The sequence below is a fragment of the Kribbella sp. VKM Ac-2571 genome, from assembly GCF_004362255.1.
In the GTDB taxonomy this organism is placed as follows: domain Bacteria; phylum Actinomycetota; class Actinomycetes; order Propionibacteriales; family Kribbellaceae; genus Kribbella; species Kribbella pratensis.
The window spans coordinates 172,699-197,737 of the sequence record NZ_SNWS01000014.1; the positions used below are offsets into that span (position 1 = coordinate 172,699).

General features: G+C 68.4%; 31 protein-coding genes. 11 read left to right on the forward strand and 20 right to left on the reverse strand.

The genetic code is table 11. From position 1 onward, the window contains the following. Positions 1-121: 121 nt before the first annotated feature. Complete coding sequence (locus EV651_RS28435) at positions 122-679, forward strand: hypothetical protein (RefSeq protein ID WP_133788317.1); 558 nt, start codon at positions 122-124, stop codon at positions 677-679. A 103-nt stretch (positions 680-782) separates the two neighbouring features. Here EV651_RS28435 and EV651_RS28440 read toward each other — a convergent pair whose 3' ends face one another. The 3 genes from EV651_RS28440 to EV651_RS28450 are packed head-to-tail and all read right to left on the reverse strand — an operon-like array spanning position 783 to position 1,995. Next, on the reverse strand, positions 783-1,226 hold the full coding sequence (locus EV651_RS28440) for an SRPBCC domain-containing protein (protein WP_133788318.1): 444 nt from the start codon (positions 1,224-1,226) through the stop codon (positions 783-785). Then, a complete protein-coding gene (locus EV651_RS28445) occupies positions 1,223-1,558 on the reverse strand; it encodes a metalloregulator ArsR/SmtB family transcription factor (RefSeq protein WP_238157249.1) in 336 nt (111 codons plus the stop codon). Before EV651_RS28445 ends, EV651_RS28440 begins: the two co-directional genes overlap by 4 nt. Next, on the reverse strand, positions 1,555-1,995 hold the full coding sequence (locus EV651_RS28450) for an SRPBCC family protein (protein WP_133788319.1): 441 nt from the start codon (positions 1,993-1,995) through the stop codon (positions 1,555-1,557). Before EV651_RS28450 ends, EV651_RS28445 begins: the two co-directional genes overlap by 4 nt. A 131-nt stretch (positions 1,996-2,126) precedes the next feature. Here EV651_RS28450 and EV651_RS28455 point away from each other — a divergent pair, with 131 nt between their 5' ends. Then, positions 2,127-4,013: an ABC transporter ATP-binding protein gene (locus tag EV651_RS28455; RefSeq protein WP_202870543.1), complete on the forward strand. Its 1,887-nt coding sequence runs from the start codon at positions 2,127-2,129 to the stop codon at positions 4,011-4,013. Then, entirely contained in the window at positions 4,013-4,189 is a 177-nt protein-coding gene (locus EV651_RS41585) for a hypothetical protein (RefSeq protein ID WP_166658823.1), read from the forward strand. The genes EV651_RS28455 and EV651_RS41585 overlap by 1 nt, the downstream gene beginning before the upstream one ends. Here the strand turns inward: EV651_RS41585 and EV651_RS28460 are convergent. From EV651_RS28460 to EV651_RS28475, 4 genes are all read right to left on the reverse strand, one after another. Beyond that, positions 4,186-4,728, reverse strand: a complete 543-nt coding sequence (locus tag EV651_RS28460) for a GNAT family N-acetyltransferase (RefSeq protein WP_133788320.1) — start codon at positions 4,726-4,728, stop codon at positions 4,186-4,188. The two genes, EV651_RS41585 and EV651_RS28460, sit on opposite strands and share 4 nt — an antisense overlap. A gap of 54 nt (positions 4,729-4,782) precedes the next feature. Next, on the reverse strand, positions 4,783-5,286 hold the full coding sequence (locus tag EV651_RS28465) for a hypothetical protein (RefSeq protein ID WP_133788321.1): 504 nt from the start codon (positions 5,284-5,286) through the stop codon (positions 4,783-4,785). A 64-nt stretch (positions 5,287-5,350) separates the two neighbouring features. Further along, entirely contained in the window at positions 5,351-6,115 is a 765-nt protein-coding gene (uppS, locus tag EV651_RS28470; RefSeq protein ID WP_133788322.1) for a polyprenyl diphosphate synthase, read from the reverse strand. Next, positions 6,115-7,191 (reverse strand): ATP-dependent DNA ligase, encoded by a 1,077-nt coding sequence (locus EV651_RS28475; protein ID WP_133788323.1) that lies wholly within the window; start codon positions 7,189-7,191, stop codon positions 6,115-6,117. The genes uppS and EV651_RS28475 overlap by 1 nt, the downstream gene beginning before the upstream one ends. A gap of 96 nt (positions 7,192-7,287) precedes the next feature. Between EV651_RS28475 and EV651_RS28480 the strand changes: the two genes are divergently transcribed. The 4 genes from EV651_RS28480 (at position 7,288) to EV651_RS28495 (ending at position 9,061) form a co-directional block, all read left to right on the forward strand. Next, on the forward strand, positions 7,288-7,926 hold the full coding sequence (locus EV651_RS28480; protein ID WP_133788324.1) for a DUF1707 and FHA domain-containing protein: 639 nt from the start codon (positions 7,288-7,290) through the stop codon (positions 7,924-7,926). Positions 7,927-8,007: 81 nt separating this feature from the next. Further along, the gene (locus tag EV651_RS28485) at positions 8,008-8,322 is read left to right on the forward strand and encodes a hypothetical protein (RefSeq protein WP_133788325.1); all 315 of its coding nucleotides are present in this window, start codon (positions 8,008-8,010) and stop codon (positions 8,320-8,322) included. Continuing rightward, positions 8,319-8,729, forward strand: coding sequence for a MerR family transcriptional regulator (locus EV651_RS28490; RefSeq protein WP_133788326.1), 411 nt, complete (start codon positions 8,319-8,321; stop codon positions 8,727-8,729). Before EV651_RS28485 ends, EV651_RS28490 begins: the two co-directional genes overlap by 4 nt. Further along, the gene (locus EV651_RS28495) at positions 8,726-9,061 is read left to right on the forward strand and encodes a YnfA family protein (protein WP_133788327.1); all 336 of its coding nucleotides are present in this window, start codon (positions 8,726-8,728) and stop codon (positions 9,059-9,061) included. Before EV651_RS28490 ends, EV651_RS28495 begins: the two co-directional genes overlap by 4 nt. A 119-nt stretch (positions 9,062-9,180) precedes the next feature. Here the strand turns inward: EV651_RS28495 and EV651_RS28500 are convergent, their stop codons facing one another. Beyond that, complete coding sequence (locus EV651_RS28500) at positions 9,181-10,155, reverse strand: zinc-binding dehydrogenase (protein ID WP_133788328.1); 975 nt, start codon at positions 10,153-10,155, stop codon at positions 9,181-9,183. A gap of 100 nt (positions 10,156-10,255) precedes the next feature. On the opposite strand from EV651_RS28500, the gene EV651_RS28505 reads away from it, so the two are divergent. Further along, the gene (locus EV651_RS28505; protein WP_133788428.1) at positions 10,256-11,467 is read left to right on the forward strand and encodes an ROK family transcriptional regulator; all 1,212 of its coding nucleotides are present in this window, start codon (positions 10,256-10,258) and stop codon (positions 11,465-11,467) included. Here EV651_RS28505 and EV651_RS28510 read toward each other — a convergent pair. The 6 genes from EV651_RS28510 to EV651_RS28535 are packed head-to-tail and all read right to left on the reverse strand — an operon-like array spanning position 11,439 to position 17,620. Continuing rightward, positions 11,439-12,806: a GH1 family beta-glucosidase gene (locus tag EV651_RS28510; protein ID WP_133788329.1), complete on the reverse strand. Its 1,368-nt coding sequence runs from the start codon at positions 12,804-12,806 to the stop codon at positions 11,439-11,441. The genes EV651_RS28505 and EV651_RS28510 overlap by 29 nt on opposite strands. Beyond that, positions 12,803-13,744, reverse strand: a complete 942-nt coding sequence (locus EV651_RS28515) for an aldo/keto reductase (protein ID WP_133788330.1) — start codon at positions 13,742-13,744, stop codon at positions 12,803-12,805. The genes EV651_RS28510 and EV651_RS28515 overlap by 4 nt, the downstream gene beginning before the upstream one ends. Next, positions 13,741-14,520 (reverse strand): VOC family protein, encoded by a 780-nt coding sequence (locus EV651_RS28520; protein WP_133788331.1) that lies wholly within the window; start codon positions 14,518-14,520, stop codon positions 13,741-13,743. Before EV651_RS28520 ends, EV651_RS28515 begins: the two co-directional genes overlap by 4 nt. A gap of 10 nt (positions 14,521-14,530) precedes the next feature. Next, positions 14,531-15,355 (reverse strand): carbohydrate ABC transporter permease, encoded by an 825-nt coding sequence (locus tag EV651_RS28525; protein ID WP_133788332.1) that lies wholly within the window; start codon positions 15,353-15,355, stop codon positions 14,531-14,533. Then, on the reverse strand, positions 15,352-16,314 hold the full coding sequence (locus tag EV651_RS28530; RefSeq protein ID WP_133788333.1) for a carbohydrate ABC transporter permease: 963 nt from the start codon (positions 16,312-16,314) through the stop codon (positions 15,352-15,354). The genes EV651_RS28525 and EV651_RS28530 overlap by 4 nt, the downstream gene beginning before the upstream one ends. A 4-nt stretch (positions 16,315-16,318) precedes the next feature. After that, positions 16,319-17,620 carry an ABC transporter substrate-binding protein gene (locus tag EV651_RS28535; protein ID WP_133788334.1) on the reverse strand — a complete coding sequence of 434 codons (1,302 nt, stop codon included), beginning with the start codon at positions 17,618-17,620 and terminating at the stop codon, positions 16,319-16,321. 151 nt (positions 17,621-17,771) lie between these two features. Between EV651_RS28535 and zapE the strand changes: the two genes are divergently transcribed. Genes zapE through EV651_RS41590 form a run of 3 tightly spaced genes read left to right on the forward strand, consistent with a single transcriptional unit; the run spans position 17,772 to position 19,880 of the window. Beyond that, positions 17,772-18,800, forward strand: a complete 1,029-nt coding sequence (gene zapE / locus EV651_RS28540) for a cell division protein ZapE (RefSeq protein ID WP_133788335.1) — start codon at positions 17,772-17,774, stop codon at positions 18,798-18,800. A 4-nt stretch (positions 18,801-18,804) separates the two neighbouring features. Next, complete coding sequence (locus EV651_RS28545) at positions 18,805-19,674, forward strand: PPK2 family polyphosphate kinase (RefSeq protein WP_133788336.1); 870 nt, start codon at positions 18,805-18,807, stop codon at positions 19,672-19,674. A gap of 56 nt (positions 19,675-19,730) precedes the next feature. Next, positions 19,731-19,880, forward strand: coding sequence for a hypothetical protein (locus tag EV651_RS41590; RefSeq protein ID WP_166658824.1), 150 nt, complete (start codon positions 19,731-19,733; stop codon positions 19,878-19,880). Between the two features lie 2 nt (positions 19,881-19,882). On the opposite strand, the gene EV651_RS28550 is transcribed toward EV651_RS41590, so the two are convergent. The 6 genes from EV651_RS28550 to EV651_RS28575 form a co-directional block, all read right to left on the reverse strand. Beyond that, positions 19,883-20,980 carry a Clp protease N-terminal domain-containing protein gene (locus EV651_RS28550; protein WP_133788337.1) on the reverse strand — a complete coding sequence of 366 codons (1,098 nt, stop codon included), beginning with the start codon at positions 20,978-20,980 and terminating at the stop codon, positions 19,883-19,885. Continuing rightward, positions 20,980-21,207, reverse strand: a complete 228-nt coding sequence (locus EV651_RS28555) for a ribbon-helix-helix protein, CopG family (RefSeq protein ID WP_133788338.1) — start codon at positions 21,205-21,207, stop codon at positions 20,980-20,982. The genes EV651_RS28550 and EV651_RS28555 overlap by 1 nt, the downstream gene beginning before the upstream one ends. Before the next feature lie 138 nt (positions 21,208-21,345). After that, complete coding sequence (locus EV651_RS28560; protein WP_133788339.1) at positions 21,346-22,140, reverse strand: sirohydrochlorin chelatase; 795 nt, start codon at positions 22,138-22,140, stop codon at positions 21,346-21,348. After that, a complete protein-coding gene (locus EV651_RS28565) occupies positions 22,137-23,420 on the reverse strand; it encodes a sulfate adenylyltransferase subunit 1 (protein WP_133788340.1) in 1,284 nt (427 codons plus the stop codon). Before EV651_RS28565 ends, EV651_RS28560 begins: the two co-directional genes overlap by 4 nt. Further along, on the reverse strand, positions 23,420-24,334 hold the full coding sequence (cysD, locus tag EV651_RS28570) for a sulfate adenylyltransferase subunit CysD (protein ID WP_133788341.1): 915 nt from the start codon (positions 24,332-24,334) through the stop codon (positions 23,420-23,422). The genes EV651_RS28565 and cysD overlap by 1 nt, the downstream gene beginning before the upstream one ends. Beyond that, positions 24,316-25,002 carry a phosphoadenylyl-sulfate reductase gene (locus EV651_RS28575; protein WP_133788342.1) on the reverse strand — a complete coding sequence of 229 codons (687 nt, stop codon included), beginning with the start codon at positions 25,000-25,002 and terminating at the stop codon, positions 24,316-24,318. Before EV651_RS28575 ends, cysD begins: the two co-directional genes overlap by 19 nt. Positions 25,003-25,039 lie beyond the last annotated feature (37 nt).

Below are 25,039 nucleotides of genomic sequence, written 5' to 3' on the forward strand. Positions count from 1 at the left end.
GATGCCCGGCCGGGTGCGGTGGGGGCCACTCATGGCGAGTTCTCGCCAGCGGCAGACCGCTGAGCCGTCCACCGGCAGGATCGGGTCGTCACCGAATCTCCTACCAGAGAGAACTTCAATCATGCGCAAACTGAGCCTGATCATGGCGACGCTGATGGGGGTCGTCGGCCTGGCGTACGGCGTGGGCGGCCCGGCGCAAGCAGCCGGAACGAAGGATCCCTTCGCGGACCAGGCGCGGACTGCGGGGCTGTCCGCGGCGCAGGCCCGCAGTCTGCAGAACGACGTCGATCGCGAGATCGCGGCAACGGGCGGCAGACAAGTCGCTGCCAACAAGGTCGAGTGGGACGGCGGCGGGACGGTACTGCCGCTTCCCGGTGAGGCCCGGGTCCGCGATCTGACGGCGGCCGGGGACACCTACTACCGGTGTCCCTACCTGAGCCTTTGTACCTTTACCGGCAAGGGGTACGGCGGCACGATGCACTACATGTCGGCCTGCCGGGAGTACGCGATCCCGTACATTTTCGCTTCCTGGATCAACAACCAGTCCAGCGGCCTGCACGCGGTGTTCCGGGATGAAGATCACAGGACGATCTACACCACGCCCGCACCCCTGAGCCACTCCGCTGACTCCCCGTATGTGGGCGTCTACGCCAATTTCGCCAAGCCCTGCTACAACTGACCCGCGGCGGACGCCGGCACGGATCGGCTGGGCGCCGGACCGGGATCGTCAGATCCCGCTGACTTGTCCGGCGCCCAGCCGATCGACCGTGGGGCTTGAGGTGCTAGGGCCAGTTGCTGATCACCACGTCGTTCGGGGATGGGTCGCCCTTGCCGGTTTCGACGTACTTCTTGAGGCTGAGCAGGAAGCTGGCCCACTTGGTGCTGCAGTGGTGCATGAACTCGACCGGCTCCTTCCAGCCCTCGTGCTTGAAGAGCACGATCGCCCACTCGTCGGTCTGCGAGAGGTCGAAGCGGATGTGGGTGCCGATCCACTCCGGGGGACCGTCGACGACCTCCCAGCGGACGAGCTCGCCGGGCTTCGTCTCCAGGACCTTCATGTCGAAGCCCTCGCCGCCCGCGGCCGCGAAGCGGAACTGGATCACCCCGTCGGGGTCGCCGGTCGTGTCCTCGGTCCACCAACCGGCCAGACCGTCGATCGTGGTGAGTGCGGCGTACACGTCCTCCGGGGACGCAATGATGCCTACGCGGTGCAAGATGTCGCTCATGGAAGTTTCCTCTCGTGTTTTTCGATCGCCTCGGCGATGCGGGTGATGCGTTGCAGCCGCCGGTCCCAGGCGCTGGTGACGTCGGTCAGCTGGTTGATCGCGTGGGCGAGGCGGTCCTCGTCCACGGTGTAGCGGCGTTCCCGTCCGGACGGCGTGGAGTGCACCAGCCCGGCGCGGTCGAGTACGCCGAGGTGCTTCGCGACTGCCTGCCGGGTGACGGGCAGTTGGTCGCTGAGACTGGTCGCCGTACCGCCGCCGCCCGCGAGCAGCAGGTCGAGCATCCGCCGCCGGGTCGGGTCACCGATCGCCGACCAGAGCTCGTCGTCGATCACGGCCGCTGCGCCTGCCGCTCGGCGTACGGCGCGAGCCGGGGGAGGAAGTAGTCCCACCCGGTGGTGTGGTCCTCGAGCATCTCGTCCGGCTTGGAAGCCTCGTCGTACCCGGTCTCGGCGAACCGGAGCAGGGTGCCGCTGCCGGCCGGGATCAGGTCGAAGGTGACCAGCAGCGAGTTCTCCGGTGTGACGGGCTCGTCGTCGTACGCCCAGCGGAAGGAGAAGCGCCGCGGCGGGTCGGCCTCCACGACCGTGAGCGGCACGATCTTGGTCTCGTCGGTACGCCGGAACGTGACGGTGCCGGTCGCGCCGGGGGCCACGTCGAGGTCGGCGTCGTCCGGCCACCACTCGCGCAGGTGCTCCGGCGAGCTGATCACCTCGTAGACCACCTCTGGGCTAGCCTCCACCCGGATCTCCCGCTCGATGCTCCTGGTCATCGCTTCCGTCCTTTCGCAACCCTTGGTTGCATGTGACTCTAGACCAGGTCTCGCCGATGTGCAACCAAAAGTTGCGGGAAGCGCGGACTCACTCCAGGTGTTATGAAGGTTCACCACAGAAAGGGAGCCGGATGTCGGGAATGATGCGCCCAGGGATGGGCGCGATGGGCTGGCGGCGCCAGGACTCGTCGGTCCTCGAGCAGAAGCTCGCCAAGGGGACGCTGCGGCGGATCGTCCGGTTCGCGAGGCCGTTCCGCTGGCACATCACGGCGTTCCTGGTGCTGGTGATCGTCTCGGCGGTGCTGGTGATCGCGTCGCCGCTGCTGTTCAAGAAGATCGTCGACGACGGGATCTCGAAGGGGAATGCCGGCCTGGTGACCGCGCTGGCCCTGGTGGTCGCGTTGCTCGCGGTCGTGGAGGCGGCGCTCGGCCTGGTGCAGCGCTGGTTCTCGGCGCGGATCGGTGAAGGGCTGATCTTCGACCTGCGGACCAAGGTGTTCGCGCACGTGCAGCGGATGCCGGTCGCGTTCTTCACCCGGACCCAGACCGGTGCGCTGGTCTCGCGGCTCAACAACGACGTGATCGGCGCCCAGCAGGCCTTCACCTCGACGCTGTCCGGTGTCGTCTCGAACGTCATCAGCCTGATTCTGGTCGTCGGCGCGATGCTCGCGCTGAGTTGGCAGTTGACCGTGGTCGCGATCCTGATGCTGCCGGTCTTCCTGATTCCCGCGCGGGTCCTCGGCCGCCGCCTGGCCGCGATGACGCGGGAGCAGATGAACCTGAACGCCGAGATGTCCACCTCGATGACCGAGCGCTTCAGCGTCGGGGGAGCGCTCCTGGTCACGCTGTTCGGCCAGCCGCACCTCGAGAACGCCGACTTCGGCGAGCGGGCGGGTCGGGTCCGCGACCTGGGCATCCGGATCGCGATGCTCGGCCGCGTGTTCTTCACCGCGCTGACCTTGGTCGCCGCGCTGGCAACAGCCTTGGTGTACGGCGTGGGCGGCAACCTGGCCGTCCGCCAGACGTTGACCATCGGCACGCTGCTCGCGCTCGTCGCCCTGCTCGGCCGGCTGTACGGTCCGCTGACCGCGCTCTCCAACGTCCGCGTCGACGTGATGACGGCGCTGGTGTCGTTCGAGCGGGTCTTCGAGGTGCTCGACCTCGAACCGATGATCCAGGACGCCCCGGACGCGGCGGATCTGCCGGCCGACGCGGCGAGTGTCGAGTTCGAGCATGTCGCGTTCTCGTACCCGACGGCCGAGCAGGTCTCGCTGGCCAGCCTCGAGTCCGTCGCGGTCCTGGACAAGCGCGTCTCGGCGCAGGTGCTGGAGGACGTGAGTTTCGTCGTACGGCCCGGGCAGATGGTTGCGCTGGTCGGCCCGTCCGGGGCCGGCAAGACGACCATCACGAACCTGGTCGCCCGGCTGTACGACGTGACCGGGGGAGCGGTGCGCGTCGGCGGTCAGGACGTCCGCGACGTGACCCTGCAGTCCCTGCACGACACGATCGGGTACGTCACGCAGGACGCGCACATGTTCCACGACACGATCCGTGCGAACCTCGGCTACGCGAAGCCCGACGCGACCGAGGACGAGATGGTCGCCGCGCTGCGAGCCGCGCAGATCTGGGAGTTGGTGTCAGCGCTGCCGGACGGGCTGGACACGGTGGTCGGCGATCGCGGTCACCGGCTGTCGGGTGGTGAGCGGCAACGACTCGCGATTGCCCGGTTGTTGCTGAAGGCCCCGAAGATCGTCGTACTGGACGAGGCGACGGCGCATCTCGACTCGGAGTCCGAGGTCGCCGTCCAGCGGGCGCTGGACACCGCGCTGGAAGGCCGTACATCGCTGGTGATCGCGCACCGGCTGTCGACGGTGCGGAACGCGGACCTGATCCTGGTGGTTGATCACGGCAACATCGTCGACCGCGGCACGCACGAGCAACTGCTCGCGGCCGGGGGCGAGTACGCTGATCTGTACCACACGCAGTTCAACGAGTCCGGTACAGCGGCAGGTGTCTGATGATCAAACTGGGTCTCGTCCTCGCAGCCGGGTACGCCGGCTTCAAGGTCGCGTACCACTCCGAGGATGGCCGTCACTACGGCCGGACGGGTGAGCGCGCGATCCGCACCACGCTGTCGCTACTCATCGCCAGCCTGGCCGCCGGCGTCACGTACGCGGCTATGCTCCACCACTAAGCCGTGCGGAGTCCGACCGAGTCGTGCCGCCAGAACGCCTCCGCATAGACGAGGGTGCCCGTCATCCATGGTTCATGCGCCGGGAACCGGATGACCTGGAAGGCGCCGTCCGGGATCCGCAGGGACGGCTTTCGGAAACCTAAGCCGCCGGCCGGCTCGAAGCCAAGCCGTGAGTAGAAACCCGGATCTCCCTCCAGAAAGACGAGCGGTACATCCCGCTCGGCGAGGACCTCCAAACCGCGCCGGACCAGGGCCGAGCCGATGCCGCGTCGATGGAACTCGGGCAGCACGCCCAAGGGACTGAGGACCTGGACATCGACGAGCCGACGCTCCGCATCGAGAAGACTGCGGGTGAACATGACGTGGCCGACCACCTGCCCGTCATGCTCGGCGACCAGCGAGAGGCCGCCCTCAGGTGCGATCGTGTCCCGCAGCGTGTCGGCCAGGTCGGCCACCACAGGCCCGTGGTCACCGAACGCCTGCAGGTGAACATCCCGCACGGCCTGTCGGTCGCTCCGACGTTCTTCGCGAAGATCCATGCCCGGAGGGTAGAGCGGGTCCGAGTGGCTCGCACCCGGTTTTGGCGATCGGTACTACTTGGCCGCGGCCGGCTTCGAGTCGTACTCCAGCAGGTGGAGCACCGGTACGCCGAGGTGCCGGCGGGCCGAGTTGGTCCAGTCGAGGTGGAAGAACTCCGCCACGATGTGCGGCCGCGTCAGGATGATGACCTCCTGGCCGTGGACGTGCTGCACGGTTGCGACCAGTGCGTCGATCGGCCGGTCGTGCGTGATGCCACCTTCGGCGAGCTGTCCGAGATCGCGCAGCCGCTGGACGCTTCGCCCGCTGCAACCCTTGGCCTCGGTGTCGATCGCCTTCTGGGCCTCGGCGAGGTCCTGCCGCTGACCGGCCAGGCCCGGTCCGTAGAGGTCCGCGGTTCCGAGGGCGCTGATCGAGGCCTCGACGCCGGCCTCCGCGTTGTGGCAGGGCACCAGCACGTGGTACCTGACCGGATCGGGCATGTCCTGGTGGAGTTCGACGACGCGCTTCGCGTCGGGCTCGGACAGTTCCTGTTCGACGAGCAGTACGACGTCGTACATCGTGCCACCTCCGTGCTTACCAGTCGGTATGCCCCCATGATGCCTCTTCAGCGGCGCGAAGTATTCAACTGGATCGTTCCAGTCTCCGCCGTCCGTACGTGCGGAGCGCCCGCAGCAGGTCCACCTCGCGGAACGCCGGCCAGTAGAGGTCGCAGAACTCGATGTCCGAGCGGGTCGCCTGCCAGAGCAGGAAGTCCGACATCCGCAGCTCGCCGCTGGTCCGGATGACCAGATCCGGGTCAGGCAGGCCGGGCACGTACAGGTGCCGGCCGATCTCTTCCTCGGTCAGCCTGTCCGCGACCTCATCCAGCGAGCGCCCTTCCGCCGCCGCGTCGTCGAGCACGGACCGTACGGCGTCGACCACCTCGAGCCGGCCCGAATACCCGATCGCGAGCGTCAGATCACCGGCGTCGCGCTCGCGGCTCAACTCGACTGCTTCCTTCAGCGCGCGAGCCGTCGAATCAGGCAACAGGTCCAGCTGGCCCGCGACGTGCAGCCGCCAGCGGTGGTCACGGCGTACGTGGTCGGCCAGCACGCTCTCGACCAGCTCCATGAGGTAGTCGACCTGGGCTGCGTCGCGCTTGGCCAGGTTGCTCGGTGAAGCCACCCAGGCTGTGACGCAGCGGATCCCGGCGTCCGAGCACCACTGCAGGAACAGCTCGAGGTGTTCGGCGCCGAAGCGGTGACCGATGCGGACGTCGTCGTACCCCGCGGCGCGGGCCCAACGACGGTTGCCGTCCATCGCGATCGCGACGTGTCGCGGCGTCGGCAATCCGGTGAGCTGGCGCTGGAGCAGGCGCGTGTAGAGCCTGTAGAGCCTGTAGAGCATCAGCGTTGGGCGCTCGACAGTACGTCGGCCAGGTCGAACTTGATCGGCTCCTCCAACTGCTCGTACGTGCAGGATTCGGGAGTGCGGTCCGGACGCCAGCGGACGAACTGCGCGGTGTGCCGGAAGCGGATGCCTTCCATGTGGTCGTAGCGGACCTCGACGACCAGTTCGGGGCGCAGAGGGATGAAGGACAGGTCCTTGCCTGCCTGCCACCGGCTGCCCTCGGCGTTGCGCGGCGTACGGACGCCTTCCTCCTGCTTCGCCCACGCCCACGGGTGCTCGTCGAAGGTGGTGACGAGGGGCTGCATCTCCTCGAACAGCTCCTTGCGGCGCTCCATCGGGAAGGCGCCGATCACGCCGACGCTCGCCAGCGTGCCGTCGTCGTTGTACAGCCCGAGCAGCAGCGAGCCGATCCGGTCCGGGCCGCTCTTGTGCAGGCGGTAGCCCGCCACCACGCAGTCCGCCGTACGCTCCGGCTTGATCTTGAACATCACCCGCTTGTCCGGCTGGTACGTCCCGGCCAAAGGTTTGGCGATCAGCCCGTCGAGGCCGGCGCCCTCGAACTGCTGGAACCATTGCGCGGCCGTGTCGTGGTCGGCGGTCGCGGGGGTGACGTGGATCGGCGCCTTCACGTGTGCGAGCGCGTCGATCAGCGCCGTACGGCGTTCGCTGAACGGGCGCTCGGTGTAGTCGTCGTCACCGAGCGCCAGCAGGTCGAACGCGACGAACCGGGCCGGGGTCTTCTCGGACAGCATGTTCACGCGGCTCGCGGCCGGGTGGATCCGCTGCTGCAGGACCTCGAAATCGAGCCGGTCGCCGGACTCTCCGATCACGATGATCTCGCCGTCGATCGCGCAGCGCTCCGGAAGATTCGCCTTCACCGCCTCGACCAGCTCGGGGAAGTACCGCGTCATCGGCTTCTCGTTCCGGCTGCCGATCTCCACCTCGTCGCCGTCGCGGAAGATGATCGACCGGAACCCGTCCCACTTCGGCTCGTAGGACAGGTCCCCGCGCGGGATCTCCTTGACCGGTTTGGCGAGCATCGGCTTGACCGGTGGCATCACAGGCAGTCGCATCCCGTCATTGTGTCCCACGGCGCGGACAGTCACCAGGAACCTCCTGTCACGGTCCCGTGGTGGACAGTGAACCGGACCGCCACGGACAATGCCCCCATGAGTACGGTCGGGGTGGAGTGGGCGCGTCCGTCGGACGCCGAACGCGACCGTGCGCTGGCGATCCTTCGCGACGGCGCCGGCTCGGGGCGGTTGTCGCACGACACCTTCATCCGCCGGATGAACTTCGTACTCCGCGCCCAGAGCCGCGGCGAACTCGCTGACGCGATCCGTGACCTCCCGCGGGATGAATCCCGCCGTATCCGTTGGATGCGCGATGTCTGGTCCAGACTTCCGCGGCTGCGGGCGACCGGAGCCGGGGGCCGGACAGCTCAGGGTGGCTTTCTAGCGCGGTTCGACCCCTTCTTCGAACGTCTGGGCAGCTTGCCCGGGCCGACGGTCAAGCGGAGCACTCCGGTCGCGCCGCCGCCGGGTCTTGCGCTGCCGGCTCCGGGCTCACCGACCGTCCGGATCGGGCGCGGTCCGGGCGCGACCCTCCGGATGGCCGACGAGTCGGTGTCTCGGTGCCACGCCGAGCTCCGGTACGTCGACGACGGGTGGATGGTCCGCGACCTCGGTTCACTGAACGGCACCGAGGTCAACGGCCTCCGAATCACCACCCCGGTCCGCGTCCGCCCCGGCGACCACATCCGCTTCGGCGCGGTCGCCTATCTACTCACCTGGACCGATCAGCCCTAGCTGTCGCCTCCATCCCGCGGGTAGAGGTCGGTTCAGCTCGTAGTTGCATCTGGTACCGAGGTACGGGTTTACCGTCGATGCATGGACGACCATTGGGTTCCGGTTGCTTGCAGACTGCCGACCGCTGAGCAGCCGCTGCGGCTGGCCGAGTTCGACCAACTGTTCGCCGACCATCTCCGCAGCGCCGACCGTGTCGGCCCGCACACGCTGGATCTTGTGCTCTCCAGTGAGTCCCGCGCGACGGTCATCGAGCTGACCGCGCGCGAGACCGAGTGCTGCTCCTTCTTCGACTTCACGATCACCGAGGCCCCCCGCAATCAGGTTCGGGTCCGCGTGGACGTGCCGCCCGCGTACGCCGCCGTACTCGACGGGTTGAGCGAACGGCTGCCGCGGTGAGACCTGCGGAAGTCGCCGCCGCGGCCGGCGTGAACCTCCAGACGCTGCGGTACTACGAACGCCGCGGACTGCTCGACGAGCCGGTCCGAAGCCTCGGCGGGCACCGGTTGTACCCGACCGAGGCCGTCACCACGTTGCGAGTGATCAAAGCGGCGCAGCGGCTCGGATTCACCCTCGCCGAGATCTCCGAGCTGCTCGACGCTGCGAGGCATCGGCACGCGGTCGGCGAGGGAGCCGGGCTCCAGGCGCGCGCACGCGAGAAGCTGGCCGACGTGGAAGCCAAGATCGCCGACCTGACCGTCATCGCGGAGAGGCTCCGCGCCGGCATTGCCGCCGGCTGCGACGATCTCGAGACCTGCGCCGGCAACCCCGACTGCCCGCTGCCCTTTTCGGAGATCGCTCAGTGACCGTGCTGAAGTCCGTCGTACTGTTCCTGCTGGCGGCTCTCGCCGAGATCGGGGGAGCCTGGCTCATCTGGCAAGGCTGGCGCGAGAACCGCGGCCTCCTGTGGATCGCCGGCGGAATAGTTGCCCTCGGCGCCTACGGCTTCGTCGCCACCTTCCAGCCCGACCCCCACTTCGGCCGAATCCTCGCCGCCTACGGCGGAATCTTCGTCGCCGGCTCCCTCACCTGGGGCGTCGTGGTGGACCGCTTCAAACCCGACCGGTACGACCTCATCGGCGCCACCATCTGCCTCCTCGGTGTCCTCATCATCATGTACGCCCCCCGCACCCCCTGACTCCCACCCGAAGGTGAGACGTCATGGGGTTGATGTGGTGCTGCACTTCACGGGTGGCTGAGGGACGTTGGGGAGGGTTTCGTCCCGGATGGGGCAGGAAACCCTCCCCAACCCGGGGCTTAGGGGATGAGGACGACCTTTCCGGTGGTGGCTCGGGTTTCGAGGGCTTGGTGGGCGGCGGCTGCCTCGGAGAGGGGGAATGGGGTGGTGAGCGCCTTCCAGCGGCCGGACATCGTTTCTTCCAGGGCGGCTGCTTCGAGGGCTCGGAGGTGGCGGGTGAGTTTGGCGCCGATGGCCCAGCCGACCGTGAGTCCGCGGGCCATCAGGTCCTCGTGGGTGAATTCGATGGGGCCGCCGCCCGACCAGCCGAACATGAGGGCGCGGCCGCCGACGCCGAGCAGGTCGAACGCCTGCTGACCGTTGGGGCCGCCGACCCCGTCGAAGAGCAGCGTGATTTCCCGGTCGCCCAACTCGGCCTTCAGTTGCGCAGTCCACTCCGGGTCGCGGTAGTCGATCGCGTACTGCGCACCGAGCGAGCGGACCGTCTCGACCTTGGCAGGACCGCCCGCCAGCCCGATGGCGATCGCGCCGGCGTTGCGCGCCGACTGGATCAGAAAGCTGCCGATCCCGCCCGCCGCTGAGGTGATCAGTACGACGTCGTCCGCGGTGAGATGCGCCTGCCGCAGGATGCCGGCCGCCGTACGCCCGGTGCCGATCGCGGCGACTGCCTGGGCGGCGTCGACATGATCGGGAAGTTCGTACAGCGACTCGGCCTTCGCCACCGCGCGTTCGGCGTACCCGCCTGGCACCATGCCCAGATGGACCACGACGCGCTTGCCGATCCACGTCGGGTCGACGTCCGGTCCGGCCGCGCTGACCCGGCCCGCGACCTCGCGCCCCGGGATCGTCGGCAGTTCCGGGACGGGGATCGGGCTGCCGCCGGTGGCGCCCGCACGGATCATCGTGTCGACGAGATGGACGCCCGCGGCCTCGACCTCGACCAGCACCGTGCCGCGGTCGGGGGCAGGGTCCGGGACCTCCTCGTACACCAGGTTCTCCGCCGGACCGAATGCGTGCAGTCTGATTGCTTTCACGCCGCTCACGCTAGGACCTCAACCATGATTGAGGTCAACCTCTGCCACTTCCTTACGTTGTGTACTAAAGTGCCGCCCGAGGGAGGGTGACGTGGCGAAGATGCTCAGAGGTGCGACCGCGCAGGAGACGCACAGCGCGATCCTCGACCTGATCCGTTCCAGCGGCACGGTGACCCGCGTCGACCTCGCCGACCGCTCCGGCCTGACCGGCGCGTCGATCTCCCGGGTGGTCAAGCGGTTGCTCGCCGACGGCCTGATCATCGAGACCGGGTACGGCGACCCGACCGGCGGCAAACGCGCCACGCTGCTGCAGTTCAACCCCCGCGCGCGGCACGCGGTCGGTATCGCGGTCGACACCCCGAGTACGACGTACGTCGTCACCGACATGAGCGGCCGGGTGATCGAGCAGTTGTCGTCGCGGGGGATCGGGAAGGATGCGCCGGCGACCGCCGTCAAGCGGATCACGGCCGAGCTCGAGGACCTGATCGTGAAGGCGGAGATCGAGCCGTCGACGCTGGTCGGGGTCGGCGTCGCACTGGCCGGCCGGCAGGGCCGCGGCGGGACGCGGCTGCTGCGGACGGACTCGGCGAAGTACGCGTGGGAGCCGTTCGCGGTGCGGGACACGCTGAAGGAGGCCATCGACCACCCGATCGTGGTGGAGAACGACTCGACCTGCGCCGCGATCGGCGAGTTCTGGGCGGGGAAGATCCCGTCGGTGAACGACTTCGCGACCGTCTACCTGGCGGCCGGCTTCGGGCTCGGCCTGGTGACCAACGGCGATGTGTACCGCGGCTCGTCGTCGAACGTCGGCGAGATCGGCCACATGGTGCTCGACGTCAACGGGCCGATGTGCTGGTGCGGCGGGCAAGGGTGCCTGGAGAGCCTCGCTGCTCCGGCGGCGGTGGTCGCGCGCGCCGAACAGGACGCGACGCTGGTCGACGAACTCGGTCTGCGCGGCCGTCAGACGTCCGTACGGGCGGACTTCGCCAAGATCGCGCGCCTGGCCGCCAGCGGCGATCCGCGGTGCGTGGAGCTGATCGAGGAGTCCGCGACGTACCTCGCGAAGGCGTTGCTCTCGATCACCAACCTTCTGGATCTGGACCAGATCATCCTCGCCGGCCCCGGTTTCAGCGAGGCCGGCGACATCTACATGCGCATCGCGTCGCAGGAACTCAACCGGCTGTCCTTCGTCCGCGCGATGCATCCGACCCGCGTGGAGCTCTCCAAGCTCGGGCCGAGCGCGGCGGCGCTGGGCGCCGCCTCACTCGTCCTGCACAGCCAACTCACTCCCCATCATAACGCGCGCTCGTGAGGAAGTTCTGCAGCCAGCGGCCGCTCTTCTTCACGATGCGCGTCTGCGTCGCGTAGTCGACGTACACGATGCCGAAGCGGCGGCTGTACCCCCAGGCCCACTCGAAGTTGTCGAGCAGCGACCAGGCGAAGTACCCCTTCAGCGGGACGCCCTCGGTGACCAGCTCCTGGCAGACGGCGACGTGCTGCTGCAGATAGTCGAGCCGCTCGTCGTCCTCGACCGTCCCGTCCGCAGTCACGAAGTCCGGGTACGCCGAACCGTTCTCCGTCACGTACAACGGCAGCTCGGGCGCGAGCTTGTTGATCGTGACCAGGATGTCGCGCAGACCGGTCGCCTGGATCGGCCAGCCCATCTGCGTCTTGGGGAGACCGGTGTCGACGGCAACGACGTTCTCGCTGCCGGGTTGGGTGGACGCGACCGGCGACGAGATCGGCCCGTCCGGTGCCGCCACCGTGGTCGGGCAGTAGTAGTTGACGCCCATGAAGTCGAGTGGAGCCCCGATCAGCGGCAGGTCGGCCTCCTGGGCCTCGAACCACTCCGACATCCCGGTGTCTTCCAGGACGTCCGCCGGGTACTGCCCGGACAGCAACGGCTCCAGGAACAAACGGTTCCGCAGGCCGTCGATCCGGCGCGCGGCGTCGCGGTCGGCGGGGGAGTCGGAGGCGGCGTGGATCGGCGCCGGGTTGAGCGCGATGCCGTAGGTCCCGCCCTCGGACCGGATCGCGTCGAGCGCCAGACCGTGTCCGAGCAGCAGGTGGTGCACCGCCTTCAGCGCATCGGCGCCTTCGGTCCGGCCCGGCGCGTGCTCACCGTTGCCGTACCCGAGGAACGCCGAGCACCACGGCTCGTTCAGCGTCATCCAGTGCTTGACCACGTCCGACAGTGCGTCGTGGGTGACGGCGGCGTAGTCGCGGAAACGCTCGGCGGTGTCGCGCACCAGCCAGCCGCCGGCGTCCTCGAGCGGCTGGGGCAGGTCCCAGTGATACAGCGTCGCGTACGGCGTGACGCCGTTCTCCAGGCACGTCTCGGCGAGCCGCCGGTAGAAGTCGAGCCCGGCCTGGTTCGTCGTACCCGAGCCGGCCGGCACGATCCGCGGCCAGGCGATCGAGAACCGGTACGCGTTCAGCCCGAGGTCCGCCAGCAGCCGGACGTCGTCGGCGAACCGGACGTAGTGCTCAACGGCCACGTCGCCGGTGGTGCCGTCCGCGATCCGTCCCGGAGTGCGGGCGAACGTGTCCCAGATACTCGGGCCGCGGCCGTCCGCGGAGACCGCACCCTCGACCTGGTACGACGCGGTCGCCGCGCCCCAGGTGAACCCGCTCGGGAAGCCGTTGGTCACGTCGTCTCCTTCTCGACCCAGTACTGCTTGTCGGGAAGCAGGCTACCTAACCGGTTAAGCAGTTCCTCCGGCAGGTCCGCATCCCGGGCAGCGAGGAGCGCGTCGACGCGGGCCGGCTTGGTGATGCCGACGACCGTCCCGGCGATGTCCGGGTCGTCGATCGAGTGCCGGAGCGCGGCCGTCGCGAGGTCGATGCCGTAGTCGCGGCATGCCTTGTCCATCTCCGCCACGGCCTGCAGGACCGCGGCCGGCGCCTCGCGGTAGGCGTACTTCGTCGCGCCGGCCGGGTTCGCGAGGATCCCGCCGCCGTAGACCGCCGCGTTCACCACCGCGATGCCCTCCGCGCGGGCCCGCTGGAAGATGCCGCCGGCCGAGTGGTCGACCAGGCTCCAGCGGTTGTGCACGAGCAGTACTTCGAACCCGCCGAGATCGAGGTACCGGGACAGCTCGCGGGTGTCGCCGCCCGCCAGGCCGACATGCCCGATCTCCCCGTCGGCTCGCAGTTGCATGAGGGTGTCGACGGCGTCGCGCATCGACTCGAAGTCGTGGGCTTCGGGGTCGTGCAGGTGGACCAGCGGCAGCTCGTCCAGCCCGAGCCGCTCCTTGCTCTCGGCAACGCTAGCCCGGACGCGCGCGCCGGAGTAGTCGCCGTCCTTCGCGTCGACCTTCGTCGCGACCAGGAATCCTTCGGGCAGTCCGCCGTACTCCCGGATCGCCTGGCCGATCCGGGTCTCGCTGGAGCCGTCGCCGTACCCGTTGGAGGTGTCGATCCAGGTGAGAGGGCTGTCGAACACGCGCAGTACCAGGTCGACCGCTTCCTGGGGCGTGACGTCGTACCCGAAGACGGCGGGCATGCCGGCGATCCCGCTGCCGCCGGCGCAGACGGCGGAGACGGTCAGGCCTGTCGAGCCGAGCGGGCGGAGCCAGTTTTCAGTCATGCGCCGGAGCCTACGGCGTACGCGAACCCGTCGGGGTCGACATAGACCTTCGTCTCATCGGGCGCGACCAGCACCGGCAGATCCGGTACGTCGTCGCCCGCGAGTTCGGCGTACGCGAATCCGGCGACGTCGAGCTGTGGGTCGCGGGACGTCTTGGGGACGTCGTAGGTGAAGACCTCGAGGACGGTGTCGCCGCCCTTGAGGTAGCCGATGTGGAACCCGCGGCTGTCGTGCGGCTGCTTGATGGTTCCGATGAAGTCGAAGCCGTGGTGCTCGTGGTAGTGCGCGGCCGTGGCGTCGCGGTCCTCGATGGTGATCGCGATGTGGTCGAACCGCGGGCGTGGCGGTACGCCGAGTGCCCGTTCCCGCGCCACCCCGTCGGCGTCCATGATCTCGGCGTACTGCAGATCGCCCTGGATCATCTCGAGCAGCGTGCCGTCCGGGTCGTAGAAGAAGCAGATCCGGACCTCGCCCTCGGCGTCGAGCGGGTCCAGCTTGAACTCGACCCCGCCGGTCTTCAGCGCCTCCGCCCGCTCGTCCAGACGATCGACCTTGAAGCCGAGGTGCCGGAAACCCTTCTGCAGGTCGTCCGGGGACCAGGTGCTCTGCTCCCGGCCGTTGCCTACGGCCCGTAACTCGACGGTCGCGGTCACCGCGTCGAGTACGGCGCGTTCCGGCGAGACCTCTCCGACCACCTCGAGCTCGAGAAACCTCGTGTAGTACTCGACGGAGCGCTCGACATCGACGCAGTTGACCACGACGTTCTTGATCGGCATCCGACCTCCTCTAGTTCTTGACGGCGCCGAGCGTCATCCCGGCGACGAACTGCCGCTGCATCCGGACGTAGACGATCACGACCGGTACGACGGACAACGTGAGGCCGGCGGTGAGGGCCGGCCAGTTCGTGGAGTACTGACCCATCAACGTGAACAGCACGGGCTGCAGCGGGAGCGAGTCGGTGTTCCGCAGCACGGTGTTGGCGATCAGGAACTCGTTCCAGGTGGACAGGAACTGGAAGATCACCACGGTCGCGATCGCGGGTTTCGTGAGCGGCAGGATCACCCGCCGGAAGATCGTCAGCTCACTGCCGCCGTCGACCCGCGCGGCCTCGATCAGCTCGTCGGGCAACGTCTGGAAGAACGCCCGCATCAGGAACATCGCGAACGGCGCCGATCCGGAGATGTACAGCACCAGCAGACCGACTTGACTGTCCAGCAGCCCGAACGACTTGAGCTCGAGGTAGAGCGGGACGATCAGCGCTGTCGACGGCATCATCAAAGTGGTCAGCAGCAGCACGAACAACGTGTTCCGAAACGGGAAATCCAGTTTCGCGAATGCGTACCCGCTGAGCGTCGCGAAGACCAGCACCCCGATCACGGTCACCGACGTGATCCACACGCTGTTCCAGAAGTGCAAGGGAAACTCGATCGATGTCCAGGCCTCGTGGTACGCCGCACCGGTGAACTTCCGCGGGATGATCGGGCCGTTGAAAATCGTGTTCTGCTCCCGCAGCGAGGTGAGCAGCATCCACCCGAACGGAAATGCCATCAGGACACAGAACGGAAACAGTACGAACGTCGCGAACGACTTTCCGAAAGCCGATTTCCTCATCGGTCCGCCCTCCGGGTCAGCCAGAGCTGCGCGATCACCGCGAGGGTGCAGAGCACCATCGTCACCACGCTGAACGCGCTGGCGTAGCCCAGTTGCGGGATCGAGCCGGACGTCGTACCGAAGGCCAGCGAGTAGAGATAGGTCCCGAGGACTTCGCTGCCGTGGTTCGGCCCGCCGCCCGTCATCACGAAGATCACGTCGAACGCCTTGAACCCGTTGAGCAACCCGAGGCTGACGATCAGACCGGTCACGATCCGCAGACTCGGGACCGTGATGTGGCGGAACTGCTGGACCGTGTTCGCCCCGTCCATGGCCGCGGCCTCGTAGAGGTTGGGGTCGATGCTCTGCAGACCGGCGAAGTAGATCAGCATGGTGAACCCGAGGCCGCCCCAGACCGTGACCACGATGATCGCGGGCAGCACGGTCTTGTGGTCGGCCAGCCACGGGTGCTGCAGGCTCTCCAGACCGATTGCCCCGAGCAACCGGTTGAGCGTGCCGATGTTCGGGTCGTAGATCAGCTTCCACAGCACCGCCGACACGACGAAGGACACGATCCCGGGAATGAACAGGATCGTCCGGACGACGACACCGACCTTCGGCCAGATCACGTTCACCAGCACCGCCGTGACCAGGCCGAGGAACGTCAGGATCGCCGTCGTCACCCCGGTCAGCACCAGCGTGACGATCAACGCCCGGCGCGCCACCGGGTCGTGCAGCATCCGGCTGTAGTTGTCGAAGTTCACGAACCGCGGCGCCCCGAACCCGCCCCACGAGGTCAGGCTCAGGTAGGCCGTGTAGAGGATCGGCCACAGCACGAACGCCAGGAACAGCGCGAACGTCGGCAGCACGAACAGGTACCCGGCGACCCGTTGCGACTTCCGCAGCGGTGAACCGAAGCGGTACGTCGTACGCTCGCCGGACCGCCGTACGACGTCCTCCCGCGACAGGGCCGTCGCCATCCGATCAGCCGCCCTTGGCGTTCTGCACCGCCTGCTGCATCGCCTTCGCGACTGCCGCCGGCTCGCCGCTGCCGTCGAAGATCTTCGCGAGCGGATCGCCGGCCGCCACCGATCCGGGCCCGAACGGGATGTGCGGGCAGCCGTCGCCGTCGAGCAGCCAGGACGTCATCTGCTTCATGATCGGCAACTCGATCCGGGCCGCTGCGCTCTTCGTGGCCGGCATCGAGTTCGAGTCGTTCATGGTGGGGGAGTACTGCTCGGCCGAGTACATGAACTTCAGGAACTCCAGCGCGGCGTCCTTGTTCTTGCTGGTCGCCGACACCGCCCACCCGGCGCCGGCCTGGTTCGCCGTCCAGTGCCGCTTGCCGGGCGCGATCGCCGGCGTCTTCATCACCTTGTACAACTTGTTGAACGCCGGCGACGCGTCCTTGGTCAGCCCCTGCGGCGTCCAGCTGCCGTTGAACAGCATCGCGGACTTGCCGGTGTAGAAGATCTGCGGCGCCTGGTCGCCGCTGGTGCCGGTCGTCCCGGGCTGGAACACACCCGCCTTGACGATCTTCTGCTGCAGCTCGATCGCCTGGACCACCTTCGGGTCCTCGTACGTCGCACCGTCCTTGAGCTGGTCGAGCTTCAGGTAGTACGTCGGGTCGTCGGCGACCTGCGTGATCAGCGGCAGGAAGAAGTCCAGCGAGCTGGTCGTCGGATTGCAGCTCAGCGCCACCGGGTGCTTGCCGGTCCGGCGGATCTTCGCCGCCGCCGCGATCAGGTCGTCCCAGGTCTCGATCTCGTCCTCGCCGACGCCGGCCGCCTTGAGCAGATCGGGGTTGTAGAACAGCCCGAACGTCTGCGCCATCCAGCCGACGGCGTACTGCTTGCCGTCCAGCGTGTACTCCTGGTTGGCCGAGTCGAAGAAGTCCTTCAGGAAGTCGTCGCCGAGCTCCTGCTTCAGGTCGGCCGACACCCCTCCGGTGCCGTAGGTCAGCGCCCGCGTGTGCGGCGCGAAGATCTCCGGTACGTCGCCGCCCGCGACCGCCGCCTGCAACGCGGGCAGGTACTGGTCCGGGGTACCGAAGATCCGGTTCTCGATCTTGATGTTGCTGTGCGCGGCCTCGAACGCGCTGATCAGCTTCGGGAACTGATCCTCCTGGTCGTTGTACCAGGACCACATCCGGACCACGGCCTTCCCGCCGCTTGTGGTGCCGCCCCCGCTGTCACTGCCCCCGCAGGCGGCCAGCGCCGGGCCGAGGCCGAGCGCACCCACCGCACCTTTCAGAACCGTCCGCCGCCGCACGTGCCGTTCGCCCATCGGAGACTCCTCGTTGTTGGCCTCCACAACTTCCTAACTGAAAGTAAGAAAGTGGTCAAGGCCACAGCCCCGACTTTGTGCACGAGATCCGCGCGTCCGGGCGTGCGGCGCACGGACTGGGTGCACAAAGTGGGAGATTAGGGTTGGGCGCATGGTCGTGGGGTTGAGTGGGCGGTGGCCGGAGGTGACGCCGGATCGGCTGTTGTCCGAGTGCGTGCCGCCGCCGCGGTTCGCCGAGGTCCGGTTCGGCACGTACCGCCCGGACCCGGACGAGCCGTCGCAGGCGGAGGCGCTGGCGGTGCTGTCCGCGCGGGCCGAGAAACTGGCCGAGCCGCGCCCGGCGCCGTCGCTGTGGTCGCGACTACGCGGGCGGACCGAGTCCCCGGACAAACCAGGCATCTACCTCGACGGCGGGTTCGGCGTCGGCAAGACGCACCTGCTCGCGTCCTTGTGGCACGAGTCCTCGGGTCCGAAGATGTACTGCACGTTCGTCGAGCTCACCAACCTGGTCGGCGCCCTCGGGCTGCGGACGGCGGTCGAGGCGCTGTCGTCGTATCGGCTGATCTGCATCGACGAGTTCGAGCTGGACGATCCCGGCGACACGATGCTGATCTCGCGCCTACTCGGTCAGCTGGTCGAGGCCGGCGTCGAGTTCGCGGCGACCTCGAACACGCTGCCCGACAAGCTCGGCGAGGGCCGCTTCCAGGCGGTCGACTTCCTCCGCGAGATCCAGGGGCTCGCCGCGCGTTTCGACGTACGGCGGGTGGACGGGCCCGATTATCGGCACCGGGGGCTCCCGGTGGCGCCGGACCCGTGGCCCGACGAGAAGGTCGAGCAAGAGGCCGCTGTGCGGGCGAACGCGTCGTGCGACCACTTCGTCGACCTGCACCGGCACCTGGCCGAGCTGCATCCGAGCAAGTACGGCGCCCTGCTCGACGGGATCGAGACGGTGGCGATCACCGACGTACGGCCGCTGACCGACGAGAACGTGGCGTTGCGGATGGTGGTGCTCGCGGACCGGATGTACGACCGCAACCTGCCGCTCCTCGCGAGCGGCGTACCGCTCGACCAGCTGTTCTCGGCCGAGATGCTGAAGGGCGGCTACCGCAAGAAGTACCTCCGGGCCCTGTCGCGCTTGATCGCGTTGGCCCGCGCCGCTGGGATCGATGAGGCAGGATGACCTAATGGCGAAGCAGAAGAAGGGTCAGAAGGCCGTCGGCGGGGGACTGCGGGAGCAGCTGCGGGTGCCGGCCGGCGAGGTGGACCTGACGAAGTACGACACGCGTGCGACGACGGGGTTCAGCGGGACCAAGGACGACGGCAAGCTCGCGCTGGAGAACCTCGGCGCCGAGGTCTCGGACTGGCAGGAGCGGCTGTTCGCAGAGGGCCGGACCGGTGGCCAGCGGAGCATTCTGCTGGTGCTGCAGGGGATGGACACCTCCGGCAAGGGCGGGGTGATCCGGCACGGTGCGGGGCTGATGGACCCGCAGGGCCTGAAGATCACGTCGTTCAAGGCGCCGACGCCGGCCGAGAAGCGCCGCGGGTTCCTGTGGCGGATCCGGCAGGCGGTGCCGGGGCACGGGATGGTCGGGATCTTCGACCGGTCGCACTACGAGGACGTGTTGATCGCCCGGGTGCGCGAGCTGGTCACGCCGAACGTGTGGACCCGGCGGTACGACCAGATCAACGAGTTCGAGGCCGAGCTGACCGCGAGCGGCGTGACGATGGTGAAGTGCTACCTGCACATCTCGGCCGACGAGCAGCGGGCCCGGCTCGAGGCGCGACTGGACGATCCGACCAAGCACTGGAAGTACAACCCGGGGGACGTCGACGAGCGGCAGTTGTGGCCGGACTACATGGAGGCGTACCACGCCGCTCTCGAGCGCTGCAACACGCCCGACGCGCCCTGGTACGTGATCCCGAGCGACCGCAAGTGGTACCGCAACTGGGCCGTCACCACGATCCTCCTCGAGACGCTCAAGGACCTGAATCCGCAGTGGCCCGCGGCCGACTTCGACGTGGAGAACGAGAGGAAGCGCCTGGCCGCAACCTGACAGTATTCGTCGGCGCGGGCTGGGAGCCGGTCGGCGGGTTCCTGTCGGTACTGCGCGTGATCGCGCTCGTATCGCGTGTTCTGCTGGTGATCGCGCTCGTCCCGCGACTGCGCAAGGTCTTCGGGCTGTTCGAGCGCGGCTTCCTGCTGAGCACCAACCTGTGGTTCCTGACCGTCGGGATCTGTCTGCTCGTCGAAGCTGCGTGAGATCAGCTGTCCGGGTCGATGTCGTGCCGCCGGAGCAGGTCGCGGAGGGCGGCGACCTGCTCGTGCAGGCGCTCGTTCTCCTCGAGGACGGCGTTGAGCTCGGCGAGCAGGTGATGCCGGCGGCCGTACGTCGTCCACGTGTTGGCGGGATCCTCGGCGAGCATGCCCGCAACGAGATCCTCCGTGCGCCGGCGCCAGTTCATGTGCTTCTCGAGCTTCCGGCGTACCTCGTCGGTGCTCTCGGCGAGCTTGGTGATGATCTGTCCGCCGACCCCGTCGCCGTCCTGGAGTACGCCGAGGAGCAGGTGCTCCGGGCCGACCTGCTCCGCGCCACGGGCCCGCGCCTCGCCCCATGCGAACTCGAACGTGCTCTTCGCGCGCGGCGTGAACGGGATCGTCCCGGCGGCCGCACCGCTCCGGCCGCGGCCGATGATCTCGACGACCAGATCCCGCACCGCCGGAGCAGTGATGCCGAGGTCGGCGAGCACGCGGGACGCGACGCCTTGGCCGAGGGTGATCAGCCCGAGCAGTAGATGCTCGGTGCCGACGTACACGTGGTCGAGGCCGCGCGCCTCCTCCTGCGCGAGCACGATGACGTGCCGCGCCGGCTCGCTGAACTGTTCGTACATGGGATCTCCCCTCCACCAGTCCTGCACGAGATCGAAGGTCAGCGCCTCCTCGTCGAGAACCAGCTCGACCCGAAGGCGTTCCTGCAGGTCCTCGGCCGTCACCGGGTGATGCTCGAGCCGGCTCCGGATGAAGGCGGCGGCCTCTGGGTGCCCGGCGTCACCGGAGGCGATCCGATCGAGCAGGTCGTCCACGTCGCCCACCGGCTCGAGTTGCAGCTCGGCCCGGTTGAGCGTGACGAACTGCAGCACGACCGCGACCGCCACCACCCGGTTCGCCCCACCGAACGGACGCGCGCGGACCAGACCAGCCAGCAGCACCCCAGCCGATTCGGCGAGGCCGCCCGTCAGCCGTACGCCGTCCAGCACGCGATCGATCGCGTCGAGGTTCGACCGGCGTACGACGTCGTCGGAGTCGCACCGCAGCACGCGCGCGGCGATCGCGAGGACGTCGTACCGACCGAGATAGCGCATCAGTCGTCTCCACGCAGCCGGCGCAACGACTCCTCGTGCCGCGCGAGGTTCTGCTCGAGCAACTCGCTGAACTGGGCGTCCTGCCGGCGCTGATCCACCAACGCCGCGATCGCCTCCCGCGCCACGTCCGACACCGAACGCCCCTCCACCGACGCCACAGTCTGCAACCGCTCAGCCAGCACCGGGTCAAGCCGCAGCAAGATGTTCTTGGTCCCGTCCTTCGCCATGATATCAAGATATCACGCTATACGGAGTTGGGTCGGACGTGTGCCACTCACCAAGCCCCGGCAGACAGCACGACCCCGGGCTGAGCACGCTCAGCCCGGGGTCGGGTGTGGGGTTTGGCGAGTGGTGCAGGTCCGCCCTCAGGCCGAGTGCACCAGCATCGGGCGGGCGATGACTGGGCGGGGGGCCGGCTCGAGGGTGAGGAGGTCGAGGCCGGCTACGCCGTAGCGGAGGAGGACCAGGCGGGCTACCTCTGCGCTGACGCCGAGGGGAGCGGAGACCGCGACCGCGCCGGCGCGGCGGGACGTGGTTTCGGCTCGGTCGGGGAGTACGCCGGGGGCGAGGAAGAGGGAGCCGACCGCGACGTGGCGGCGACCCTCCAGGCGCCACTGGAGCACGGCCTCGGCCGGCGACGGCGAGGCGGCGCAGACGAAGGCGGCGGTCACCGGGAGCCGGTGACGCTGGCCCCACAGCCGCGCGAGGCGGGTGACGCTCGCGTTCGCGTGCGAGTCGCTCGAGCCGGCCGCCGCGAGTACCAGCGCGTCCAGCTCACGCACCCGGCCGCCCTTGAGCTCGGCGCGCATCCGGCGGTCGAGGACGTCGAGCAGCGTGTCGTCGTACCCGAGCACGTCGGACGCGATGATCCGCAGGCTCGGGAACCTGCTGCGCGCCTCGTCGAGGACGGCCGGTACGTCGATCCGCGCGTGGTAGGCGGCCGACAGCAGCAGCGGCAGGACGACGACCTCTTCGACGCCTTCGGCGGCGAGCTTGCCGATCACCTGGTACGGCGTGGGCGGGCAGTGGTCGAGGAAGGAGGCTTCGATCCGCAGGTCGTCACGCATCTCGCGCAGGCACTTGACGAGCGAGTGGACGGTGGCGGCCGAACGCGGATCGCGGCTGCCGTGGGCGAGGATCACGAGCGCTGGAGCAGTCACAGCAGTTCCCCTTCTTCGTCGTCGATCATTCCGGCCGCGAGCGTCCACCCGTCGTGGGCGTCGATGAGCAGGAAGGAACCGGTGATGGCGTTGCTGGAGTACGGGTCGGCGGCCAGCGGTGCGGCGATCTTGAGTTGCACCTTGCCGATGTCGTTCAGGGCGAGCTCGGCGGCGTCGATGACTCCGAGCGTGTCGAGATCCAGCGCGCCGGTGATCTTGGTGACGATCGCCTGCGCAGTGGTGGTGGTGTGCTTGATCAGCACCCGGGCCCCGACGGTCAGTGGCCGGTCGGCCAGCCAGCTGATGGTGGCCGCCAGTTCCCGGCGGGTGCCGGGGGAGTGCTCGGCGGCGACGATCACCGAGCCGCGGGCGACGTCGATGTCGTCGGCGAGCCGGACCGTGACGGCTTCGCCGGCGATCGCCGACGGCCGTTCGACGACCGCGGTCGACGTGGCGGTGACGACCGGCCGGTCGATGCCGGCGATCGACGTACGGCGTCCCGCGGGCAGCACGATCACCGGGTCGCCGACCGTGACGGTGCCGGAGGCAACGGTTCCGGTGTAGCCGCGGTAGTCGCGGTACTCGTCGGTCTGCGGGCGGATCACGTACTGGACCGGGAACCGTAGCGGTTGGTTGGAGGTGTCGGTGCGTCCGTTCGCGTTCTCCAGGACCTCGAGCAGCGTCGGCCCGTCGTACCAGGCGGTGTCGGCGGAGTGTTCGACGACGTTGTCGCCGACGAGCGCCGAGACCGGGATCGCCTTCAGGTCGGCGATACCGAGCTGGTCGGCGACCTCGCCGACGTCCTTGGCGATCTTGGTGAACACGGCCTCGTCGTAGCCGACCAGGTCGATCTTGTTCACCGCGAGTACGACGTGCGGCACCCGGAGCAGACCGGCCACGGCCAGGTGCCGCCGGGTCTGCTCGAGGACGCCGTGCCGGGCGTCGACCAGGATGATGACCACGTCCGCGGTCGAGGCGCCGGTGACGGTGTTCCGGGTGTACTGCACGTGCCCGGGGCAGTCGGCCAGGATGAACGAGCGCTTGTCGGTGGCGAAGTACCGGTAGGCGACGTCGATCGTGATGCCCTGCTCACGTTCGGCGCGCAGGCCGTCGGTGAGCAGGGCGAAGTCGAAGTCGCCGCCGCGGGCTTCGGAGACCGTCTTCACGTGCGCGATCTGGTCGGCGAGGATCGCCTTGCAGTCGTGCAGCAGCCGCCCGACCAGCGTCGACTTGCCGTCGTCCACCGATCCGGCCGTCGCCAGTCGCAACAGGGTGCTCATCAGAAGTACCCCTCTCGTTTACGGTCTTCCATCGCGGCCTCGCTGGCGCGGTCGTCGGCGCGGGTGGCGCCGCGCTCGGTGATCTCGCTGGCCGCGACCTCGATGACGACCTCGGCCGCGGATGTCGCGACGCTGGCGACGGCGCCGGTGCAGGACATGTCGCCGACGGTCCGGTACCGGACCACACGCTTGGCGACGGTTTCACCCGAACGCGGCTGCGAGTAGGGGCCGACAGCAAGCAACATGCCGTCGCGCTCGAACACGTCCCGCTCGTGGGCGTAGTAGATCGACGGCAGCGGGATCTGCTCGCGCTCGATGTAGTTCCACACGTCGAGCTCGGTCCAGTTGGACAGCGGGAACACCCGCACGTGCTCACCCGGCCGGTGCCGCCCGTTGTACAGCGACCACAGCTCCGGGCGCTGGTTGCGCGGGTCCCACTGACCGAACTCGTCGCGCAGGCTGAAGATCCGCTCCTTCGCCCGCGCCCGCTCCTCGTCACGCCGGCCGCCGCCGAAGACGGCGTCGAACCGGTGCGCGTTGATTGCATCGAGCAACGGAACGGTCTGCAGCTGGTTCCGAGTGCCGTCCGTACGCTCGCGCAGCCGCCCGTCGGCGATGTAGTCCTCGACCTTGGCGACCTCGAGCCGCAGCCCGAGCTGCTCGACGACGGCGTCGCGATAGGCCAGTACTTCGGGGAAGTTGTGGCCGGTGTCGACGTGCAGCAACGTGAACGGCACCGCGGCCGGCGCGAACGCCTTCCGCGCCAGGTGCAGCATCACGATCGAGTCCTTGCCGCCGGAGAACAGGATCACCGGCCGCTCGAACTCCGCCGCCACCTCACGGAACACGAAGATCGATTCGCTTTCCAGAGCATCGAGCTCTGTCACCACCGCGGTCACGTGTGCAACCCGCATTCGACCTTGCCGGTGCCCGCCCAGCGGCCGCTGCGCGGGTCCTCACCGGGCGCGACCCGCTGCGTGCACGGCTCGCAACCGATCGACGGGTAGCCGTCGTACTGCAGGAGGTTCACGAGTACGCCGTTGTCCTGGATGTAGCTGTCCAGGTCCTCCTGGGTCCACGGCGCGATTGGGTTGAGCTTCACCATGTCGCGCTTCTCGTCGTACTCGACGACCGGCGTGTTCGCGCGGGTCGGCGCCTCCTCGCGGCGGATGCCGGTGACCCAGGCCTTGTAGCCGGACAGGTACCGGTTCAGCGGCTCGACCTTGCGGAGCGCGCAGCACTTGTTCGGGTCGCGGTCGTGCAGCTTCTCGCCGTACTCCGCGTCCTGCTCGGCCACGGTCTGCTTCGGCAGCGCGTTGATGAGGTTGATCGGCAGCGTCGCCGCGACCGCGTCCCGGGTCCCGATCGTCTCGGCGAAGTGGTAGCCGGTGTCGAGGAACAGTACGTCGACCCCGGGCGCTGCCTGCGCCGCGAGATGGGGGAGTGCGCCGTCGGCCATCGAGGCGGTCACGACCAGCTCGTCACCGAAGGTTTCCCGCGCCCATGCGAGGACCTCCACGGGTGACGCGTCGGCCAGCCGTTCGTTCGCCTCCTCGGCGAGCGTCTTCAGATCCGTACTCATTCCACCGTCACCCGCAGTCCGATCATCTTCAGCTGGA

Excerpts from the sequence above, each read along its gene's own strand:
- EV651_RS28565 (WP_133788340.1), bottom strand. The coding sequence starts at position 23,420 with ATGAGCACCCTGTTGCGACTGGCGACGGCCGGATCGGTGGACGACGGC.
- EV651_RS28525 (WP_133788332.1), bottom strand. The coding sequence starts at position 15,355 with ATGAGGAAATCGGCTTTCGGAAAGTCGTTCGCGACGTTCGTACTGTTT.
- EV651_RS28535 (WP_133788334.1), bottom strand. The coding sequence starts at position 17,620 with ATGGGCGAACGGCACGTGCGGCGGCGGACGGTTCTGAAAGGTGCGGTG.
- EV651_RS28550 (WP_133788337.1), bottom strand. The coding sequence starts at position 20,980 with ATGCGCTATCTCGGTCGGTACGACGTCCTCGCGATCGCCGCGCGCGTG.
- EV651_RS28455 (WP_202870543.1), top strand. The coding sequence starts at position 2,127 with ATGTCGGGAATGATGCGCCCAGGGATGGGCGCGATGGGCTGGCGGCGC.
- EV651_RS28465 (WP_133788321.1), bottom strand. The coding sequence starts at position 5,286 with ATGTACGACGTCGTACTGCTCGTCGAACAGGAACTGTCCGAGCCCGAC.
- EV651_RS28505 (WP_133788428.1), top strand. The coding sequence starts at position 10,256 with ATGCTCAGAGGTGCGACCGCGCAGGAGACGCACAGCGCGATCCTCGAC.
- EV651_RS28440 (WP_133788318.1), bottom strand. The coding sequence starts at position 1,226 with ATGAGCGACATCTTGCACCGCGTAGGCATCATTGCGTCCCCGGAGGAC.
- EV651_RS28460 (WP_133788320.1), bottom strand. The coding sequence starts at position 4,728 with ATGGATCTTCGCGAAGAACGTCGGAGCGACCGACAGGCCGTGCGGGAT.
- zapE (WP_133788335.1), top strand. The coding sequence starts at position 17,772 with ATGGTCGTGGGGTTGAGTGGGCGGTGGCCGGAGGTGACGCCGGATCGG.
- EV651_RS28520 (WP_133788331.1), bottom strand. The coding sequence starts at position 14,520 with ATGCCGATCAAGAACGTCGTGGTCAACTGCGTCGATGTCGAGCGCTCC.
- EV651_RS28485 (WP_133788325.1), top strand. The coding sequence starts at position 8,008 with ATGGACGACCATTGGGTTCCGGTTGCTTGCAGACTGCCGACCGCTGAG.
- EV651_RS28555 (WP_133788338.1), bottom strand. The coding sequence starts at position 21,207 with ATGGCGAAGGACGGGACCAAGAACATCTTGCTGCGGCTTGACCCGGTG.
- cysD (WP_133788341.1), bottom strand. The coding sequence starts at position 24,334 with ATGCGGGTTGCACACGTGACCGCGGTGGTGACAGAGCTCGATGCTCTG.
- EV651_RS28435 (WP_133788317.1), top strand. The coding sequence starts at position 122 with ATGCGCAAACTGAGCCTGATCATGGCGACGCTGATGGGGGTCGTCGGC.
- EV651_RS28545 (WP_133788336.1), top strand. The coding sequence starts at position 18,805 with ATGGCGAAGCAGAAGAAGGGTCAGAAGGCCGTCGGCGGGGGACTGCGG.
- EV651_RS28475 (WP_133788323.1), bottom strand. The coding sequence starts at position 7,191 with ATGCGACTGCCTGTGATGCCACCGGTCAAGCCGATGCTCGCCAAACCG.
- EV651_RS28480 (WP_133788324.1), top strand. The coding sequence starts at position 7,288 with ATGAGTACGGTCGGGGTGGAGTGGGCGCGTCCGTCGGACGCCGAACGC.
- EV651_RS41585 (WP_166658823.1), top strand. The coding sequence starts at position 4,013 with ATGATCAAACTGGGTCTCGTCCTCGCAGCCGGGTACGCCGGCTTCAAG.
- EV651_RS28530 (WP_133788333.1), bottom strand. The coding sequence starts at position 16,314 with ATGGCGACGGCCCTGTCGCGGGAGGACGTCGTACGGCGGTCCGGCGAG.
- uppS (WP_133788322.1), bottom strand. The coding sequence starts at position 6,115 with ATGCTCTACAGGCTCTACAGGCTCTACACGCGCCTGCTCCAGCGCCAG.
- EV651_RS28450 (WP_133788319.1), bottom strand. The coding sequence starts at position 1,995 with ATGACCAGGAGCATCGAGCGGGAGATCCGGGTGGAGGCTAGCCCAGAG.
- EV651_RS28575 (WP_133788342.1), bottom strand. The coding sequence starts at position 25,002 with ATGAGTACGGATCTGAAGACGCTCGCCGAGGAGGCGAACGAACGGCTG.
- EV651_RS28515 (WP_133788330.1), bottom strand. The coding sequence starts at position 13,744 with ATGACTGAAAACTGGCTCCGCCCGCTCGGCTCGACAGGCCTGACCGTC.